The sequence below is a fragment of the SAR202 cluster bacterium genome (genome assembly GCA_009392515.1).
Lineage (GTDB): Bacteria > Chloroflexota > Dehalococcoidia > Lucifugimonadales > UBA6952 > UBA6952.
This window is the reverse complement of the sequence record VFGE01000025.1, coordinates 36,549-57,351: the sequence shown is the minus strand read 5'-3', so window position 1 is coordinate 57,351 and position 20,803 is coordinate 36,549. Positions and strand designations below refer to the sequence as shown.

Annotated in this window: 19 protein-coding genes and 1 tRNA gene; 7 read left to right on the top strand and 13 right to left on the bottom strand. The window is 33.7% G+C overall.

The features are described 5' to 3' along the window. Positions 1-67 precede the first annotated feature (67 nt). A tRNA-Gly gene (locus tag FI695_03050) sits at positions 68-142 on the top strand. A 106-nt stretch (positions 143-248) separates the two neighbouring features. Here the strand turns inward: FI695_03050 and FI695_03045 are convergent. Further along, positions 249-449, bottom strand: a complete 201-nt coding sequence (locus FI695_03045) for a hypothetical protein (protein MQG50937.1) — start codon at positions 447-449, stop codon at positions 249-251. A gap of 131 nt (positions 450-580) precedes the next feature. Between FI695_03045 and glpK the strand changes: the two genes are divergently transcribed. Further along, complete coding sequence (glpK, locus tag FI695_03040) at positions 581-2,086, top strand: glycerol kinase GlpK (GenBank protein ID MQG50936.1); 1,506 nt, start codon at positions 581-583, stop codon at positions 2,084-2,086. Positions 2,087-2,252: 166 nt separating this feature from the next. Here glpK and FI695_03035 read toward each other — a convergent pair whose 3' ends face one another. From FI695_03035 to sucC, 6 genes are all read right to left on the bottom strand, one after another. Continuing rightward, complete coding sequence (locus FI695_03035) at positions 2,253-3,308, bottom strand: nitronate monooxygenase (GenBank protein MQG50935.1); 1,056 nt, start codon at positions 3,306-3,308, stop codon at positions 2,253-2,255. A 148-nt stretch (positions 3,309-3,456) separates the two neighbouring features. Beyond that, positions 3,457-4,206 (bottom strand): sulfite exporter TauE/SafE family protein, encoded by a 750-nt coding sequence (locus FI695_03030; protein ID MQG50934.1) that lies wholly within the window; start codon positions 4,204-4,206, stop codon positions 3,457-3,459. A gap of 10 nt (positions 4,207-4,216) precedes the next feature. After that, on the bottom strand, positions 4,217-4,675 hold the full coding sequence (locus FI695_03025; protein MQG50933.1) for a phosphoribosyl-AMP cyclohydrolase: 459 nt from the start codon (positions 4,673-4,675) through the stop codon (positions 4,217-4,219). A gap of 35 nt (positions 4,676-4,710) precedes the next feature. Continuing rightward, on the bottom strand, positions 4,711-5,580 hold the full coding sequence (locus FI695_03020) for an MBL fold metallo-hydrolase (protein MQG50932.1): 870 nt from the start codon (positions 5,578-5,580) through the stop codon (positions 4,711-4,713). A gap of 83 nt (positions 5,581-5,663) precedes the next feature. Further along, positions 5,664-6,542, bottom strand: a complete 879-nt coding sequence (gene sucD, locus FI695_03015) for a succinate--CoA ligase subunit alpha (GenBank protein ID MQG50931.1) — start codon at positions 6,540-6,542, stop codon at positions 5,664-5,666. Next, positions 6,539-7,687, bottom strand: a complete 1,149-nt coding sequence (sucC, locus tag FI695_03010) for an ADP-forming succinate--CoA ligase subunit beta (GenBank protein MQG50930.1) — start codon at positions 7,685-7,687, stop codon at positions 6,539-6,541. Before sucC ends, sucD begins: the two co-directional genes overlap by 4 nt. A 265-nt stretch (positions 7,688-7,952) precedes the next feature. Here sucC and FI695_03005 point away from each other — a divergent pair, with 265 nt between their 5' ends. The 5 genes from FI695_03005 (at position 7,953) to FI695_02985 (ending at position 13,004) form a co-directional block, all read left to right on the top strand. Continuing rightward, positions 7,953-8,462, top strand: coding sequence for a GNAT family N-acetyltransferase (locus FI695_03005; GenBank protein ID MQG50929.1), 510 nt, complete (start codon positions 7,953-7,955; stop codon positions 8,460-8,462). Positions 8,463-8,470: 8 nt separating this feature from the next. Further along, positions 8,471-9,658: an MFS transporter gene (locus FI695_03000; protein ID MQG50928.1), complete on the top strand. Its 1,188-nt coding sequence runs from the start codon at positions 8,471-8,473 to the stop codon at positions 9,656-9,658. Positions 9,659-9,809: 151 nt separating this feature from the next. After that, positions 9,810-10,301, top strand: coding sequence for a hypothetical protein (locus FI695_02995; protein ID MQG50927.1), 492 nt, complete (start codon positions 9,810-9,812; stop codon positions 10,299-10,301). Then, complete coding sequence (locus tag FI695_02990; protein ID MQG50926.1) at positions 10,294-11,697, top strand: hypothetical protein; 1,404 nt, start codon at positions 10,294-10,296, stop codon at positions 11,695-11,697. Before FI695_02995 ends, FI695_02990 begins: the two co-directional genes overlap by 8 nt. Continuing rightward, the gene (locus FI695_02985) at positions 11,670-13,004 is read left to right on the top strand and encodes an MFS transporter (GenBank protein ID MQG50925.1); all 1,335 of its coding nucleotides are present in this window, start codon (positions 11,670-11,672) and stop codon (positions 13,002-13,004) included. Before FI695_02990 ends, FI695_02985 begins: the two co-directional genes overlap by 28 nt. 29 nt (positions 13,005-13,033) lie before the next feature. On the opposite strand, the gene FI695_02980 is transcribed toward FI695_02985, so the two are convergent. From FI695_02980 to FI695_02955, 6 genes are all read right to left on the bottom strand, one after another. After that, a complete protein-coding gene (locus FI695_02980; GenBank protein ID MQG50924.1) occupies positions 13,034-14,284 on the bottom strand; it encodes an MFS transporter in 1,251 nt (416 codons plus the stop codon). A gap of 6 nt (positions 14,285-14,290) precedes the next feature. Continuing rightward, positions 14,291-15,925, bottom strand: coding sequence for a thiamine pyrophosphate-binding protein (locus tag FI695_02975; GenBank protein MQG50923.1), 1,635 nt, complete (start codon positions 15,923-15,925; stop codon positions 14,291-14,293). A gap of 63 nt (positions 15,926-15,988) precedes the next feature. After that, positions 15,989-16,930, bottom strand: a complete 942-nt coding sequence (locus tag FI695_02970; GenBank protein MQG50922.1) for a hypothetical protein — start codon at positions 16,928-16,930, stop codon at positions 15,989-15,991. Positions 16,931-16,941: 11 nt separating this feature from the next. Further along, on the bottom strand, positions 16,942-17,784 hold the full coding sequence (locus tag FI695_02965; protein MQG50921.1) for a haloacid dehalogenase: 843 nt from the start codon (positions 17,782-17,784) through the stop codon (positions 16,942-16,944). A gap of 13 nt (positions 17,785-17,797) precedes the next feature. Next, positions 17,798-19,528 carry a gamma-glutamyltransferase gene (gene ggt / locus FI695_02960; GenBank protein ID MQG50920.1) on the bottom strand — a complete coding sequence of 577 codons (1,731 nt, stop codon included), beginning with the start codon at positions 19,526-19,528 and terminating at the stop codon, positions 17,798-17,800. Between the two features lie 27 nt (positions 19,529-19,555). Continuing rightward, entirely contained in the window at positions 19,556-20,632 is a 1,077-nt protein-coding gene (locus FI695_02955; GenBank protein ID MQG50919.1) for an aminotransferase class I/II-fold pyridoxal phosphate-dependent enzyme, read from the bottom strand. Positions 20,633-20,803 lie beyond the last annotated feature (171 nt).

The window sequence follows — 20,803 nt, the reverse complement described above, 5'->3', positions numbered from 1 at the left end:
GCAGTGGACTGAAAATCCTCGTGTCGGTGGTTCAAATCCGCCCCTCGGCATAATTAACACCTTAATTGCGGAAGTGGCTCAGTGGTAGAGCATCTCCTTGCCAAGGAGAGGGTCGCGGGTTCGAATCCCGTCTTCCGCTCCATTAATTTAAACCTAAAAAAGACGTGCCAATAATACTGTTAGTGCTATAAAAATAAAAACATATATAAGTATTTGATTATTACTTCTTTTCATACTTTAACCATTTTCTATATCCGTCGTTGATTCTTAGGTTTCCAGGGACCTTGATAGCTCTCATCAAGAGGTTTACAAACCTTACAAGCTCTGTATCCAGATGTTTCTGCATCTTCAGCGCTATAAAACATTACTCTGTTTTCTGGTTTTGTACGCCTTCCTGGAGGGCAATTTACGCGGCAATATATTTTAGTTGTCTTACATGCATTCAACATGTCGAAATTTTAACACGAGCTACATTGTTTTCAAATTTGATTAAAAACCAAATGAATTAGCATAAATATCATTTATACCTAGTGTGCTATAATCCTTCGCAAAGCCTTATGAGAACTAAGTTAATTTAATTATGAAAAATCCAGAATATATATTATCAATTGATCAGGGAACTACAGGAACAAGAGCAGGAATTGTAAATCAGGATGGTAAATTGCTTGCTTCAAGATACCAAGAGATAAAACAATTTTATCCTAAGCCTGGTTGGGTAGAACAAGATCCAATAGAAATTTTTGAAAGTGTCTCAAACACAGTAAGTAAATTATTAGATGAATGTAACATACAATTTTCTTCGATTATATCTGTTGGTATTACCAATCAGAGAGAAACAATTATTGTGTGGGATAAAACTACTGGTAAACCTATCTATAACGCAATAGTTTGGCAATGTAGGAGAACTACTGATTACTGTAATACACTTATAGATAAAGGATTATCCCAAAGTATAAAAAATACTACCGGGTTAACAATAGATCCATATTTTTCCGCAACTAAGATTTGTTGGATTTTGGATAATGTAGCTGGAGCTCGTAAATTAGCTGAGAATGACTCTTTGGCTTTCGGTACTGTAGATTCATGGTTAGTTTGGAACTTCTCAAATGGATCAAGTCACATTATTGATATAACTAATGCAAGTCGAACAATGCTTTTTGATATTAATAAATTAGAATGGTCAGATGAGCTTCTCAATATCATGAATATTCCTAAATCAATGCTACCTGAGGTTGTACCATCAAGTGGTGAATTATCTCATGTATCCTTTGGATTAAATAACCCTTCTATAACTTTATCTGGAATAGCTGGTGATCAACAAAGTGCTTTGTTTGGGCAAGGTTGTTTTGAACCAGGAATGGTTAAAGTCACCTATGGAACAGGGGCCTTTTTATTAATTAATACAGGTACTGAATTGATTTCTACAGGAAAAGAACTTTTAACCACAATCGCATGGAGCTTAAATGGGCAGGTTTCTTATGCTCTTGAAGGTGCAGTATTTTCGGCAGGTTCCACAATACAATGGTTGAGAGATCAAATGAAGATTATTAATAATTCTTCAGACGTTGAGGATTTAGCTTTAAGTGTGGAAGATAATGGTGGAGTATTTTTTGTACCTGCATTTTCTGGATTAGGGAGCCCCTACTGGGATCCTGAAGCCCGAGCCACTATACAAGGTATTACAGGGGGTAGTAACCGAGGACATATTGCTAGAGCTGCGATAGAGTCTATTGCTTACCAATGCGATGATGTAATTAATTTGATGATTGATCAATCAAATATTTCACTTAAGGAATTTAAAGCTGATGGAGGAGCTTCAGTTAACGATACTCTAATGCAATTTCAATCTGATATATCTAACTTTAATATCCAACGTTCTGCCACGTCTGAATCTACACTATTAGGAGCCGCTTATTTATCAGGTATTGGCAGTGGTTTCTGGTCTAATATGAAAGAGCTTTCAGATAAATGGGAAAATGGAGGCTCTTTTTCTCCTACAATGCCAGCTAAAAAAAGAGAGCTATTAAAATCAGGTTGGAGTAAAGCAGTTGAGAGATCTCTAAGATGGAACTCATCCGAAGAATAAAAGATTAGTCAGGTACAAAATCAAGTCCTTCCAAGACTCTGTATAACTTAAAGAAGGACTAATTGATTATAACAAACCTTCAACACCAACACTAAAATACAGAGATGCTCATGTGGAAATTATTGGTTTGTTGCAATTAGTATAGCAAATATTCTAATTTCTAGACTTAAACAGTATTAGCATTTTTCATTTGTTTAATTAATTCAGCTATCAATTTATTTGCTGGTAATACACGTATCTTTTTATATTCTTGCCCCGCCCAAAGACTTTGATATTCTATATCATTGTTAGTTTCAGCAAATGATCTTAATGAACCTGTAATTAAATTTTGAAAAGGAAATGGTAAAACAAATTGTTTATCCATTAATTTAATGAATTCATTCTTAATACCTTGTGCCCATCTACCTGAAAATCCATTTGTATATGCTGTATCTCTTTCTTTTTGGGCGCGGATAGCATCTCTATATAAAGAACTTTTACCGGCCTCATCGCAGCATAGAAATGCTGTACCCATTTGAACAGCCAGTGCACCATTATTTAGAGCATTATTAATATCTTTTCCTTCCATTATCCCGCCGGCAGAAATAATCGGTATTCTACAATGAGAAGTCAAAGATTTTAGTAAATCTATGGTACTCAATTTTGTATCATTTTCACCAGTTGCATCAAAAGTACCTCTATGCCCTCCAGCTTCAATTCCTTGTGCTACTATAAAATCGACACCAGAATTTTCAATTGCTTGTGCTTCATCTAAACAAGTAGCTGTTACTCCAACCTGCATACCTAGTAAATGCGCTTTCTTAATTACATGTTTTGGTGGTATACCAAAATGGAATGTTAATAACTCAGGTTTATATTCCCATATAGGTTCAAGTTGTTCCTCTAATTCAGGAAAAAATGGAGGCGAAGGTATAGAGTATTCAATAGAATTAGTTATAGGTAAGCTCTGTAAGATTTCTATAGCTTGTTTGTAATCGCTTTCAGTTGGAGTTTGTAATTCTTTAAAAATAAAAAAATTAGTATTGATTGGTTGTTTTGTAAGGTTTCTTACTTCCTTTAAATCTGAATAAATCTTTTCTACAGTACTATATGCAAATCCAAAACTACCCATAGCACCAGAATTTGAAACTGCAGCTACTAATTTAGGATTAGTAACACCAGCCATTGGTGCTTGAATTATAGGTGTGATGCTTTTAAATAAATCAACAATACTTTTATTCAAATTTTTCCTTAAAAACTCATGATAGAAAATTAAAGGTTCTTTATTTACGATTACGATAGGTGTTGTATGTTTTAAGCATTAATCGAACTATAATTTAGTTTCCAACTTTTACTTAACAGCAGTGATTTTACCACTCAGTTTATAAATTTCATACCAATTTATCTATTTCTAATCCATCAATAGCAATAAGCTTAATTGCTAAAATAATAAGAACTATCCTGAATAATATTAAAAAGTACTTTTCATTAAGTTTACTTAAACCTATACGTCCTATATAAGTCCCTAATATCCCTGAAGGAATTACGCAAATTATTGCTAATGAATATTTCATAAAACTGAAACCAACTATTGTAAATCCAATAATTTTTAGTAGATTCCCTATAAAGCCAAAAAATCCTAAGGTTCCAACAATAGATTCTTTAGATAATTCTTTTCTAATCACTAACACGCCTAAAATAGGAGCAATTACACCTACTAACATATTTAAAGCTCCTGTAATTAATCCCAATGGATAAAATCCCCAAAGAGGAAAGTCTTTATTTCTATTTTTAGCTAACTGTTGTATCGCAAGAGAAAATAAAATAAAAGATCCGATGAGTATTTGAATAATTTCTACTGGTAATCCTTGAAAAACTTTCAACCCCATCCAAACTCCTATAGGCATTAATAGTGAGAATCGAAGAATAATAGGCCATGACATCTGTTTCCAAAATAATATAACCCTAGTTGTATTCGAACTTAGTTGCTGGATTCCATGAATTGGGATAGCAACGGATGGATGCATAATCTGTAGCATAATCGCGATCAATGCAGTTCCTCCCCCTGCGCCCACTACTGCAGTTAATGCAGAGGTGACAAATGATGATACAGATAGTATTCCTATGTCTAAATAAGTTATAACTAACTCCTTAAGTCAATGGAGAAGAATGATGAACTTTAATTTTCAAACTTTCATTAATCTTATCCAGAATAAATGTAAATGCTATTTTAGTTTGATTATTAGAATTTAATGACTTCAAGTATAGTACTCCATGAACTGCACATAAACCATCTTCAATTAAAAAACTAATGTTTGAAACATTGATATCTTCCCAGGGTTTTATGGCAAAACCAGAATCTTCAGAAATATTGCCAGCAATAAAGTATGATAAAGCAGATTCAAGATTATTTCTGAAAACGACTTCAGTTGTATAGGTTGGTTTGAATAAAACATCGCCATCTTCAAAAGCATAATGTGTCTGGATAAAAGATTTGGCTACCTCTTTATAATTTTTGTCTTCTCGATAAGCTCTCGCAATCCCAAGCACACCATCTTTCCATGATCTAAGGAAATCTTCTACTTCATTTTGATCGATTAATTTCTCCATATTGGTCCTTATAAATTATTTTCAAATTGATTGAGTTAAATTGGTATCTTTTTTAAATCTGTTCCTACAATTATTGATCCTTCAAAGTTTTCACCTACACCAGCTAACCAAATTTCTTCTTTGTCCAATACTGGCGACCCTGTCGGCACAAAATGATTGAGAACCAAAGTTTTTACCTCTGCTTTCCTTGCAACCTCACCTACTTCTGCCATCGAGGTATGTCCCTCAATTATATGATTCCTAAATGCTTCATTACCAGGGTAGGTATTTTTGACAATTGCATCTACACCTTGGAGATTTATGACTTCATGTACAAGTATGTCCGCTTGTGAAGAAAAATTTATTAGTTCTTCGCTTTTTGAGGTGTCTCCTGAAAAGACTATTACCTTATTGTCAATTTCAAAACGATATGCGAAAGAAGGATCAGCCTCTCCATGAGGCACTTTTAAACAATCCACCTTTACATTTGAGTCTTGATAAACTGTAGTATTGTCTCTAATTTCAGACACATTCAGCATAGATCTGAAATCAGGTCTACCTTCATGTTGAATTCTCAGATTAATATCCCAATCCATATAGTCTATGTATGCATTAGTCATTTTTTTGAGTGGCGGAGGTCCAAAACAATTTATAGGTCCTTTATGGCCACTCTGCCAGGTTCGTAAGAGTAGAGTCCCATAATCAGCAACATGATCTGAATGATTATGTGTTATGAATACTGATTTTATTGCATTGGTGTCTATTCCAGCTTTTGCCAGCTGAACAGTTACACCATTTCCTGCATCAACAATATAGACAATACCGTCTACAATTATCGCACTAGCAGGCTGAGAACGGGCTGCCCATATTCTAGGACCACCTCCTGTACCAAGTAAGACCAATTCAGCGTATTTTGCCTGTGACATCTACATCTCCCTTAATTCATAATACTTTGGGATTATAGCATAAGCTTATTCTCAGGCTATACTACTTCGAAAGGGAACAATAATTATAATTTTAATGAGTATTTTACAGTGTTTCCTATGTCACTAGTTGTTGGAATAATTTCTACGCCTGCAGAAGAAAGAGCCTTAACTTTTTCTGATGCTCTAGCAGATTTTCCCGTTATTATTGCACCAGCATGCCCCATACGTTTACCTCTAGGAGCACTAGCTCCTACAATTAAACCAAAAATGGGTTTGTGAAAATTAGTTTTAATATATTCAGCTGCTTCTTGTTCTTTTGTTCCACCTATTTCCCCAATTAAAACTACAGCATCAGTATCATCATCTTTTTCAAACATTTCTAACATATCAATAAATGATGTTCCAGTAATTGAATCACCACCAATTCCTACACATGTCGATTGACCAATTCCCAAATTACTTAATTGCCCTACTGCTTCATAGGTTAAAGTTCCACTTCTTGATACAACACCTATTCTTCCAGGCAAATGAATACTTCCAGGCATAATTCCAACTTTACAATGGTCATTAGGAGAAATCATTCCAGGACAATTAGGACCAACCAAAATAGATGGTGAGTTTTGTAAATAATTATAAATTTTTAAGGAATCTAAAGCTGGTACACCTTCTGTAATGCAAGCAATTACCTCAATTCCTGAATCTATAGACTCCGATATTGCTTCAATTGCAAATGGTGGAGGCACAAATATCAAAGAAGTATTTGCCCCAGTCATACGAACTGCTTCTTCCACAGTATCAAAAATTGGTACGGTCTCGTCAAACTTATTACCACCTTGACCTGGAGTTACTCCTGCTACTAAGTTTGTTCCATAGTTTTTACACCTTAAGGCGTGGAAACTACCTTCCCTACCAGTAATTCCCTGTACAACCAATTTAGTTTTATTATTTACTAAAATACTCATGATTTTAAAAACTCTTTCCTAGCATCATGTAAATCATGAATTAATTTAACCTCTAATGATGAATCTAATAATATTTGTGCCCCTTCATCAGCATTTGTCCCCAGCATTCTTACAATAATTGGTGGTATTGTTGTTTCTTTACTAGCTTGAACAATTCCTCGGGCTGCTACATCACACCGCAGGATACCTCCAAAAAGATTTACGAATATTTTATCAACATCAGTATCTGAACAAATTATTTTCATAGCTTCAGCAACTTTATCTTCATCTGATCCGCCACCTATATCTAAAAAGTTAGCGGGTTGTGAACCAGATTCTGAAATTACATCCATTGTGGCCATTGCAAGCCCTGCTCCATTAACTAAGCAGCCAACATTACCATCTAATTTCACATAATTAATATTGCTTTTATCCGCGCGAGTTTCTCTCTCGTCCTCTTGATTAATATCTCTTAAGTGTACTAATTCTGGATGTCTAAATAATGCATCATCATCAATATTTACTTTCGCATCCAAAGCAAGAAGTAATCTGTCATTTGTTATTACCAAAGGATTTATCTCAACCATAGAACAATCATTCTCAACAAAAAGGTTGTAAGCACTCGTGGCTAACCCGGAAAAAGACCGAATAAGGTCACTAGTAATATTTAATTTTTTAGCCAATAGTCTTAATTTATATGGTTGCAATCCTAATATTGGGTCTGCAACAACTGTAAATATTTTATCTGGATTGCTCTCCGCAACTTCTTCAATATTGACCCCACCAAATTCACTAGCAACACAAATTATCGATTTTGTCACAGCATCAATAATTATTGCTAGATAAATCTCACGATGAATATCATAAATCTTTTCTACTAATAGTTTATTGACTGGAACCCCTGATTTACCAGTTTGGGCAGTAATTAAATTAGATCCTAATAAATTAGCTGAAAAGGATTCAATTTCTTTTGAATCAGAAAATAATTTTACGCCGCCAGCCTTACCTCTTCCACCTGCATGAATTTGTGCTTTAACAACGACTTTATTATTATAGATACCCGAAATTTCAATTGCTTCTTGAGGAGTTGTAGCGACAGAACCTTCTGGAACAGGTATAGAGTAATCTGCAAAGAGTTTTTTTGCTTGAAATTCATGGATATTCATAATTCAACCAATCCTTAATTATTTGGCCACCCAAACATCCACAATTATTTTAAATATTTCTCTATATAATGATATAGATTTTATCTATTTAATGCAATGATTTTATCAATAACCAAGATTGTTATAGAAAAAGAAGAATTGTTTAATGTGGTATATTATGATTAGAAATTTAGACTAGACTTCTAAACTAATTTTCAAGTAAGGAATGATGAATCAAAATTCTATCTTCCTCTGAACTTTTTATTGCTATGAAACGATTATCATAATGTACAAAATACAACTAGCTTCTATTGACGATATAACACAACTATCACAATTTGCAGGTAAAACATTTAGTGATACTTTCAGACATTACAAACAAGAAGATCTACAAAACCATCTTGAGAAAACCTGTTCAGAAAAATACTTCACGAACCAAATAAACAACTCCAACAATAAAACTATAATTATAAAAGAAGATAATATAATTATTGCATATGCTAAGTACGGGAAACTAGAATTACCAGTTAATAATCCTGTATATCCAGGTAATGAATTGCATAGACTATATGTTGATCCTAATAAAAAACATTCTGGTATTGGAAGCCAACTAATTAAATACGTTTTTGATAAATCGATTGAAGAAAAAAATAAATCGATTTATCTAGGAGTTTATAACGATAATAAAATTGCAATCCAATTTTATCAAAAACATGGCTTTCAAAAAATAGGAGAGTATAATTATTTTGTAGGACCACATATTGATCGAGAACACATCATGCAAAAAATACTATAGGCTCTAATATGCAAAATCCACAATATAGTTACTACCGATGGGTAATTCAGTCCATTTTATTCCTAATACAAATTGGACTTGGTTTAAATTTTATGGCACCTTCCCCCTTATTTCTTTCAATTATGGAAAATTATGACATTAATAAAGGAATAGTTGGTTTATTAATATCTTCTGTGACTTTTGTAATGGCTTTATTTCTATTACCAGGGGGTTTTTTAATTTCCAAAATAAGTTCCAAAAATGCAATGATCTTAAGTGGAAGTTTAATGTCTTCAGGTCTGTTACTTCCATTTGTAGACTCCTTCATAATAATAATCTTATTAAGAATTTTATTTGGTATTGGGGCTGCTATTTCTATACCAACTACTAGTGCAATTACTATGGAATGGTTCAAACCCAAAGAATTATCAATTATGAATGGAATCAATGAATCAGGTCGAGCTTTGGGTGTTTCATTGGGGGTATTATTAGCGATACCTATCGCTAATGGTGTAGGATGGAATACGACCTTGTTTTTTTATAGCATGATACCTGCTTTTGCTACTCTTTGTTGGACAATCGGTGGTCGTACTTCAAAAAACAAAGTAAATAAAACTCATTTTTCTATGCGTGAAAATTTACCGTTCATTTTTAACCGTAATGTATTATTACTTGCATTAGGAACTATTGGGCCCCTTACACTTTTTGTTGGATATAGTGCATGGTTACCAACGTACTATAATGAATTTAAAGATATGACTTTAGCTGAAGCAGGGTCAATAGTATCAATCATCCCTTTAATCAATGCAATATCAAATCCAATAAGTGGAGTGATTTTATCTAAATTTTATAGTCGTAAATTACTATTGATATCATCAGGAACAGTTTTACCTTTATTTGCTTTTGGATCAGTATTTGGTGCAAGTGAAATACTTCTAATAATAAGTGTTGCAGGTATTGGAATGTTTATGTCGATATTTATCGTAAGTATCATTACGATACCTATGGAACTTCCATATGTCGATGCCTCAAAAGTTGGAATAGTTACAGCGGCAATACTCACAACAGGTAATTTTGCCTCAGTGGTATCTCCAATTTTTATAGGAACTTTCACCGATTATACTGGATCATATATTCCTGCTCTGATAATAATAGCTTTAATGCCACTAACCTTAGTAATACCTGGATGTTTTTTAAAAATATCTAAATCTCAATAATTTACTATCAACTAGATTTAAAAAATTGACTTATGTGACAATTTCTGTAGTATTGATTCATCTTATTTAGATAATATGTAGCATTTATTAAATTAAATTACTGATTACTTAATAGGTCTTTAAATTAAATACGAATAGAGCAATTTAGGCTATGAAAAAATCTTTAACAGTATTAGAAGATCTCCAAACTGGAAAAAAAATATTTTTTAATCTAGAGGAATTGCATAACTTTTTTATTTCACTTGGATTTAAAATCGGGAAACCTCAAAATAACCCTACCGAGCTTACTTTAGGCTTGCAAAAAGATTTTTTGTTTGGATATGTTATATTTTTTGGATTTGGTCAACAATCTATTGATATTTGGAATGATTGTAGCTATAGAATACCTCCTTTAGAGAAAAAAGACGCAAAAGAAATGGTAGCTCAACCAATTGCATCAAAAATATTGTTAGATCAATACAAAAATCTTACTCCTCCAAATGTTGAAACACTTTATAAGGCTATAGATGTTTTATCAAAATTATCCACCCAACAAGAGTGTATTGAAAAGTTGTTATTAGAAGAAATTTATACTGATAACAATGATTTGTATATAAATAATGGAAGTCTAGAATTAGTTTCAAAAGGAAGTTCAAATGGATAGTTTAGATAGAGTACTAGAACCACAAAGTATTGCAGTTGTTGGTTCAAAATCAGTTGACAACCATATGTGGCTTAGAACAATACAGCCATTTGAAGGTAAAAAATACCATGTAAATGTAGATCGAAATGAATGGGCAAGCGCAAAAGAGTTAGGTTTTGATAGTTTCCCATCAATATTAGATGTCCCAGAAAGTATAGATTTGGTAATAGTATCAGTACCAGCTCAAATTGTACCTAGGATATTGAAAGATTGTGCAACAAAAAAAGTTATAGGCGTTCATTTATACACCGCGGGATTCAGTGAAACAGGCACACCTGAAGGTATTGAGCTTGAAAAAGAAATCGAACGTATCGCAATAGAAGGAAATTTGAAAATTGTTGGACCAAATTGTATGGGAATATTTAATCCGAAATTAGGTATTGGAGTTAACCTAGGTAGATACCATGGAGAATATGGAAATTTGGCATTTATATCACAAAGTGGCTCACAATCCGTAGCATTTGCACAAGGTAGTGCATTTCATGACCTCAAAGTAAGTAAATTAGTTAGTATGGGGAATGGCATCATTTTAGATAGTCACGACTATCTAAAATATTTAGCAAATGATGATGACACCAAAGTCATCGGAATGTATCTCGAAGGAATAAGAAGTGGAAAAGATTTTTTCAAACAATTAAAAGAAATTTCAAAAATAAAACCAACAATGATCTGGAAAGTAGGAGAAACTGATGACGCTGAACGTGCCGTTGCTTCCCACTCCACTTCAAAAACATCTAACCCTAAAATCTGGGATGATATGTTGATTCAATGTAATGCTATAAAAATAGACAATATGGATGAAATGTTTGAAACAGCAAAACTCTTAGCTAAATTAGATCCTCCCAAGCAATCTGGTTATAACCTTGGGGTTTTAGCCCTTTCTGGGGGACATGCAACTGAAATGGCAAATGTTTTTTCTAAAGCAGGTTTCTCTATTCCTCGGTTAAGTGAAAAATCATATAATCAAATATTAACTAAGTTTAATTTAGTCGGCAGTACTTATACAAATCCTATTGAGGGAAGAACACTAGCTAATGAAGATCATTTAAACAATGTACTAGATGTCCTCAATGAGGATTCTAATGTAGATATAATTGTCCATGAAATTCATATATCTAATCGTAACGATAAATTAAGTGTTTATAGGGGGCATACACCAGAAATATTTTGCGAATTTAAAAAACGCGCAAAAAAACCCTATGTAGTTCTTATATCAACAACATATCCTCATCCATCTCCTGAGGATAGATCCATGGTGTATAAACAATTAACAGATGCTGGGATCCCTGCAGTATTTGGAATGGAAAATACAGCTAATTCTTTAAGAAAATATGTGGAATATTATCAAAGAAAATAATATTTAGCACCCCATTATTCAGATGGAGGAATGGTATTACATTTCGGGATAAAATATCGGCTTTCGAAAACTCAAACTTTAGGCTTCTTTGGGCAGGTAGAGTAACATCAAATATGGCCCGACAAATGCGCGTGTTTCTAAGGGCTTGGATTGTTTGGGAAATCAGTAAATCTCCATTTTTATTAGGATTTGTCACATCGTCTTTAGCCTGGCCTATGTTATTTATGCCATTTGTTGGTGGATTTCTAGCAGATAAAGTCGATAGAAAAAAGCTATTAAAGTATACGGAAGTTTCTTTAACAATACTATGGGCAATTGTTGCATCATTAGTTTATTTTGAAATTATTGAGTGGTGGCACTTTGTAGTCTCTTCTGTAATGAGCGGAATTATTCAATCAATTGGAAGACCAGGACACCAAGCAATACTTGGAAGTATCGTAACAAAAAAACAATTACCAAATGCAGTTGCACTGGATAACATAGCTGAGACATGGCCAAGGGTAGCAGGTCCTGCTTTAGGAGGACTTCTTATTGCGATTATAGGTACAGGTTGGTTGTTTATACTTACATCTATAGGCCAACTCTTTACTGCAATCACAATATTTTTGCTTAAATGGGACCCAGAAGAACAAAAACTAAAGCAAGATTCAAAAAAAACAAAATATCCTTTCTTCGAAGGATTCAAACATGTTTGGCGTGAAAAAGTATTATTAGGATTGATTGCTATTGGATTTGCCTTCGCCATGGTTGGTAGTGCTGCTATGTTTTTATTACCTATCTTTGCAGACGCAATTTTAGGAGTTGGAGCTTCTGGACTTGGATATATCATGACTGCATCAACTATAGGTACATCTATAGGGGCTCTTATAGTTGTTATGTTAAGTGAATTTAAATACAGAGGATATTTGCTATTTTTTGTTGCAATGGCAAATACAATAGTCATACTAGCTTTTTCACGTTCTGAGATATTTATGCTCTCTCTAATACTCGTATTTTTCATGGGAATGTCACAAATGATGTTTAGGAGTATGAGGATGATTGCAATGCAGATATTAACACCAAATGAATTAAGAGGACGTGTGCTGAGTTTTGAAACTACAGTTCAAGGTACGACATGGATCGGGACATTAATTATGGGTTCCATAGCAGAATATCTAACACATAATAAAATTTATGTAGGTACTATAACCTTAGGTGGGAATGCAATGAATGGAGCAGCAGATGCTGTACTAATCGGAGGTGTTTTATACGGCGCTATTAGTATAATCTTCTTTGGTATTTTTGGATCTATGAGACGATTCCGGTAGCTTATTATTTTAAAAACACAATGAACCGTTTATTTCTTTTTGGGAGCATTAGTAAATAATATTAGTATACCTGATATTATATAAAGCATAATAAAGACTGAAAAAATCATATCATATGAACCAAGTTCATCATAAAAATAACCAGCTAATACAGGTCCAGTTGACAATGATATGATATTAAACGGTGTTGTAAGCCCTCTAATTGCTCCCAGATGTGTTCTCCCATAATAATCAGCCCAGATAATTATTGACATCAAAACAATAGCTCCTCGAAATATTCCGTAAATAATTGCAAAGCAATATAACAATTCTAAAGAATTTCCAATAAGCAAAAAATAAGTGCCTAATGCACTACCGATCATCACAATAAATGATAAATATCTTACAGAAATCTTTTCTAAAATAAATCCAAATAGAACTCTTGCGAAACCAGCAAAAATAGCCCATAAAGATATAATTAAAGCAGCTTGTGTGGAAGAGAAACCTTTATGGACAATATGATTGATTTGATGAGATAGAATTGCCATAACAGAAATATTACTTAATCCAAAGGCCAGAATAATAATCCAGAACTGATATGTTTTAATTGCCTCTTTCGCAGTCCATACCTCTTTATTGGAATTTATATCACTATTATTTAAGCCATTTTCAACATTGGCTTCATTATCAGGTAATAATCCATAATCTTCTGGCTGTCTTTTCATTAAAAACGATACTGGTGTCATAATAATTAAATGTAACACTCCTAAAAATACCCAAGCCATTTCCCAAGAATGGCTTGTGATAATAATATTTATAACCGGTATTAATATTATGACTCCAACTGAACTTCCTAGATCAGAGAAACCTAATGCTCTTCCTCGTGATTTTACAAACCATTTTGATATTACGGTCCCAGTAACTAAATTACTTATTCCAGTAATTGCAATTGCACCAATTACACCGTAAAGCATATAAAAGATCCATACGTTTGTTATGAATCCTAATACGATGGTTGAAAAACCTGTGATAATGGTTGATAGAAAAAAAAGATTTCTAGGTTCAGTTTTATCAACTCTAGGACCAATAATTGGTCCAATAATTGTTCCAGCAATTTGCCTTAAAGCAATGCCTAGAGAGATACTAGCAACAGACCAACCTAATGAAGAAGACATTGGTTCTATAAATAATCCTATTGCTACAAGCCCTGTCACTGAATACATTGCATTGGATAAAAAAGATCCAAAAACAACCCACCATCCAAGAAATATAGATTTATTCCCAAATAATAACTTTTTCATTAGAAACTATTGATCTATATAATACGGAAAATTTAAATCGCTAGGTAATTCAATTTCAACAACTACAGGAGCATCCATGTCTAATGCTGCTTCTATAGCTTTAGAACTTTCATCTAATGAATTAACTTTTATTCCTTTTACCCCAAAACTTTCAGCTAATTGAACAAAATCTGGATTATGCAATTCAGTACCTACTGTTCTTCCTTTAAAACGAAGATTTTGATCTTTATTTGATGCTCCATATCGATGATTATTAAAAACAACAGTAACTACATTAATCCCGTATTGTACTGCTGTAGCTAATTCACCAATACCGTACATAAATCCTCCATCACCACATAATGAAATTACTGGTTTAGAAGGATTGCCTACTTTAACACCCAATGATGTAGGAAATGCGTATCCTAAGGTACCCATATAAGAAGAAGTAATAAAAGTTCGAGGTTCAAACATATCAAGTGCAATACTACTCCATGAGCCCATATTGGTTACTCCACTGACTACAAATGTTTCTTTAGGTAATACATTTCTAATACTTTGAAGTAATTCAACTTGTCTTGGTGCTATATCCAAAAGATGAGATCGATAACCTTTTTTTGTTTCTGCTAAATATGACGAATCCCAATTTGAGTTATAATTTTTTGATTTCAATATATCTAAAATTGCCTGGATGCCAGTTTTAGCATCACTGACTATTCCTACATCAGCATTATACGTTTTACCTATTTCAGTAGGATCTATATTTATATTAATCAATTTCATATTCTCATGAGGTACAGATCCAGTCTCAGGACGATAACTACCTAATCGACTACCTATAACTATCAATACGTCAGATTCTGGGATAATGTTTTTGCTAGGGCCAAATCCATATGACGAAGTTCCCATGTTTAATGCATGCGATTCAGGTATTGCTCCTTTACCTTCAGGAGTAGTAATAACAGGTGCATTCAGAGATTCCGCCAATTCAACTAACACTCCCGAAGAGTCCGATAAATTTGCACCTCCACCAACCCAAATTACTGGTTTCTTTGATTTCATAATAATATCAATAGCATTAACAATTTCATTTATATCTGGTTCTAATGGCGTAAAAATTTCTTTTTCCACAAATTCAATATTTTGTTCATTTGCTAATAAATCAGGTGGGATTTCTATTTCTACAGGTCTTGGTCTACCAGTAGAAACTTCTTGTATTGCTCTATGGATTATTTCAGGTATTGCTTCCGTTTTGTTAACCATGTCGTTCCATTTTACTACTGGCGCCATAAACCCTAATTGGTTTTCAATTTCGTGTAACGCCCCAAAATCTTTTCCTATTGCATTAGAATCGATTTGCCCAGAAATTAAAATTACTGGAGATGATGTTGCATACGCCGTAGACATAGCTGCCCCCGCATTATACGCTCCTGGGCCAGGAACAACTAAGGCTACGCCAATTTTACCGGTTGAACGTGCATATCCATCAGCCATATAAACTGTAGTTTGTTCATGGCGACAACTAATTACTTCTATATCTGATTGATTAAAAAAACCATCGTAAATATGCATTATTTGAACACCAGGAACACCAAATACTACATCAATCCCTTCATTCATTAAAGCTTTAACGACAGCTTGTCCTCCACTCATAATAGCCATGTTATACTCCTTTGCTGTAAGTAATTATGGAAATTTATCGCACTTAAATAAATCTCTAACCCACTATTTGTTTTCAAAAAATCTCCTCACATTATCTTCATTTAATGCATTAACATCTTTTTCCGAAACACCCAGTTCTAGAAGTCTTGGAAGAACCTTATGTTTTATAAAAAGATATCCATCAGGATTTCTTTCCCAACGTGCAATTTGGTCATTTAAATTGGCATTATGCTTACCTAAATTAAAATCATGTGAAAGCATAATCTTTTCTCCATATCCCAAATCTATGAGTTCTTTAATAATCAGAGTTCTAGTATCCCAATCAGGATTTGTACCAGGAAAATGATCTAATCCTAGCCATGCGCCTTTATCCATTAAGCCCTTGAGATAGTCAATATTTGTTGTATCGTTGCTGTGACCTACACATACTCTATTTAAATCAACTCCCTCTTCTTCCAAAATTCTTACCTGCTCGTTACCTACGAATGCTGGAGAATATGTATGTGTTAAAACAGGCACCCCAGTTAACAAATGAGCCCTTGCTACTGCACGACTTACAGAATCAAATCGTTGAGTAATACCTTCTCGATCTGTGGATATTTTAATAACCCCGGCTTTAATTCCAGTGCCTTGAATACCTTCAGTTATTTCACGAACGTATAAAGGAGCAATAAGATCAGGATCAGTTCCAACAAATTCCCTTGGAGGCGCAATCCAACTACCAGTTGTTGTAATAATATTGATGTTCGTTTTCTTTGAAATTTCCTCGAGAAGTAAAACGTCTCTTCCTAAATCAAAAGGTGCCATATCTATTACTGTAGTGATTCCTTCATTTTTGCATTTTTCTAAATGACTTGTTGCTGTGTTTATTGTAGTTTCTTTATCAATAAATTCTGGATACACTTCTTTTATGCCTGCAGAAGTACTCAAAATATGTTCGTGAACTAATGTATATCCTAATTCTGAACTATCGATTGTCCCGGTTACTGTGTTTATTGTGGTCATTTCTGCCTCACTTAATCATTTATGCTTGATAAAGTATAAGAGGGATATATATTCTGGCCTGTTAAAGTATCGTTTTTTGTCAGACCAGAATGTACTAATACTGAATCTATTCCAAAATTATTTGCACCTACTATATCGGTTTGTAATTGATCCCCTACCATTACCATATTCATGGTTTTAGTTCTACGAAAAGCCTCTTGGTAAATTTCTTTAAATGGCTTTCCTAATCTTGTAATTTGTAATTTTGACTGACCTGGATACCGAACTTCGACGAATGATTCCAACCACAGAAGTATACTACCTGCACCAATACCGTAATAGTCTGTAGATTTTGGATATAATAAATCAGGATTAAGTAATACCACTGAAACTTTTTCTTTTACATCAAGCATCCTAAATAAATTGTTAACAAGATCTTCAATAGAACTAAAAGTATAATTATCTGGAGATGCACCAATAATTAATACATCAAAATCATCATCACTAACTATTCCTCCAGCATCTGCAACATATAAAAAACAATCATCAGTTCCAATAACTCTACATTTTGAACCTTTTAGATTATTCTCTTGAAAGTATGGATATATCAAAGAACCTGCTGTAATTATTTTTTCTTCAGGAATTTCCAGACCAAAGCTTTTATAAAAATTAGAAGAAGTTGGCACAGAACGTGATGCATCATTTGTCAAAATAAAATAAGGTTTATTAGTGTTGTTTAATTTATCGATTAAGTTTATGGCACCAGGTAAAACACCAAATTCATTTAGAAGAACACCGTAAGCATCAAATAATAGAGCTTCATAATTTTCAATTAAATAAATAATATTTGTATTTGGTATATTAGATACTTTCATTAATAGCCTTATATCATTCTTGGCCTTGAATAAAAGCAGAGTGGAAAGAATCAACTCCCCCTCTTACAGTCCCATCTTCATCTTTCGTTATAACTACTGGACTTGCAAAACTAGGAAAACCACTGTCTAATGAGTGGTCTCCAATACTTTGAAATCTATGTCCTCTTGGTTCTAATTTTGATAATACTTCAGCCGGGATTCTAGGATCTGTACTTATTATTTTGGCACTACAGTCTATTCGAGGTGAATCAATAGCCTCTTGAGGACTCATACCATAATCTATACATTTAATAATCAATTGAGTTACACAATTAGTTATTCGACGACCACCTGAGGCTCCAACTGACATTTCGACCCCATTATCTCCTAGCACTAATGCTGGAGTCATATTATTTAAGGGAAATTTACCAGGTTTAATAGAATTCACCCTATCAGGAATAGGATCAAACCACATCATTCCATTATTCATTATTACTCCAGTGTTTTTAGGAACAACTCCTGATCCAAATCCAGACATCAACGTATTAGTCAATGAAACTGCATTACCAAACTTATCTATAACACCTAAATGGGTTGTACCTTTATCTTCAGAAGGAACGCTTGCTGGAAGAACCTCTTTAGGTTTCCTTTTTTCTTCAATCCATGGATTTCCAGGTCGATAGTTGATTTCTTTACCATCTGAATATTGTGATATACCGCTCATCTCTTGAAAACGTGTTTTTATGTAGCCATCTGAAACCAGCCCTTCCCAAGGAACATCAACAAAATTTGGATCGGCCAAATACTCAAACCTATCAACATAAGCCATTCGAGCACTTAGTATATAAGCGTTTAACATCTCAATAGAATTGTGTTCAATTTTACTTAAATTGAAGTTATTTAATAATTTTAAAGTCATAGCACTCGTCGTACCTGCACATGCATAAGGAGGCACTCGGACAGTTTTACCTCTGTATGCAAATTCTAATCCTTGATCCCAAACAAAAGGAGTATATTGTGCAAAATCTTCCGTTGTCAGAATTCCTCCATTATCTTGTATGCCTTTTACTAAAGCCTCAGCAACATCACCTTCATAAAATCCTTTCGCGCCATACTTGCTAATTTGTTCTAATACATCAGCTAAGTGTGGTTGTTTGAATTTATTCATATCATTTATGTCACTTGTGGGCATAACTCCTGAAGGCATTAAAACACGTCGCAATTCATCATATTGAAAAATTAACCCCATAAGTTTTCCAACATCAAATAAAAGATGCCAATGTGGTGTAATTCCTTCTCTCGCTAATTTTATCGAAGGTTCTACTAATTCAGACCAAGGCATAGATCCATACAATTCATGAGCTTTATATAAGCCAGCAACTGCTCCTGGTATAGCTATAGATTTGTATCCATGAATATTTTCATCATTTTTAACACTAGCCCATCCAAAACTACCGACTCCTTGCTGACTGATGATTGAATACATGTCAGAGTTTGCACTCAAAGATGCTTGCATTGGAAATCCAATAACACCACCTTTATCACCAACTTGAAAATTAAGATAGCCACCTCCACCTATCCCACTGGATGTTGGTTCTACAACGCCAATAGCAAGACATGAAGCTACAGCAGCATCAATAGCGTTTCCTCCATTATCCAGAACTGCTTTTCCTATTTCCGTTGCATATCGATCTTTTGTCCCAATCATACCTGTAGTTGATATGGCTTCAGATTTTAATAAACTCACATTATTTAGCTTAGTCATATTTCCATCCCTTTTTACTTACACCTTCTAATTTATTAATGTATATAAAGTATCAATAAAATAATCAATATCATTTTTTGTTAGTCCGTAATGTGGAACCAGCCTCCATCTTTTATCACTATGATATGGTCCAGCATTTATTCTTTTTTGTTTTAATTTTTCAGAAATCTTAAAAGGGTCATCAACATCTAATTCTAGGTAAACTAAATTGGTTTCAACAGGTTCAACTCGTACTTTTTCTAGCTCTAATAACCTTTTTTCGAGATATTTTGCTAATTGGTGATCATTTCTAATACTAGTTTCATAATTCTTAAGTGCAACTATTCCAGCTGCAGCAATTACACCGGCTTGCTTCATAGATCCACTTAATATTTTTTTCCATTCCTTAACTTCACTGATAAAATCTCGAGAACCAACAACTAACGATCCAACAGGTGCTCCCAAGCCTTTTGAAAGACAAAATAGAACTGAATCAGTTTTTTCGGTTAATTTCTCAGGAGAAATATCCAATGCTATAGATGCATTAAATATTCTTGCCCCATCCAAATGTATGGGAATATTACTTTTTGTCACAACGTTGTGCAAAGTATCCATATCATTAATATTAAGAACTTTACCTCCAGCAAGGTTGTGAGTGTTTTCTACAATCATTACTCTTGGTTTACGATCTGATATTACATGGGTTATAAAACCATTAATTTCTTCAATATCTAACATCCCTCTTCTATCTGTTTTTACTGCTTGGGGTTGTATACCAAGAATTTGTGGTAAGCTTTGTTTTTGTGATTGATCTCTATTAAATTCACGATTGTATGTATGAGAATTGTTTCCAATAATGGCACTATCACTTTCTTTACAATAAGCCAATAATGATATTAAGTTCCCCATAGAGCCACTAGAAACAAATGTTGCTGATTCTTTTTGAAAAATCTCTGCACTCATTTCTTCTAATTGATTTACTGAAGGATCTTCCCCAAAGCCGTCATTACCCACTTCGGCTCTGTACATAGCATCTCTCATTTCTGGTGATGGCAGACTAAAGCCATCTGCTCGTAATTCAATATATTTTTGGGACTCAAACGAAAATTCTTGCGAGACTGTCATAGCTACCTCTCAAGTAAAGAGATTAAATTTGATGGGTATAATAACAGAGATACATTCAGATTTACATAGATAAATACCATGAAAACATAGCTAAACATATTTGGATTATCAAACAATTCCTATAATGGTGAAATTATGCATATGATGAAACCTTTCTCCATATAAATGAGA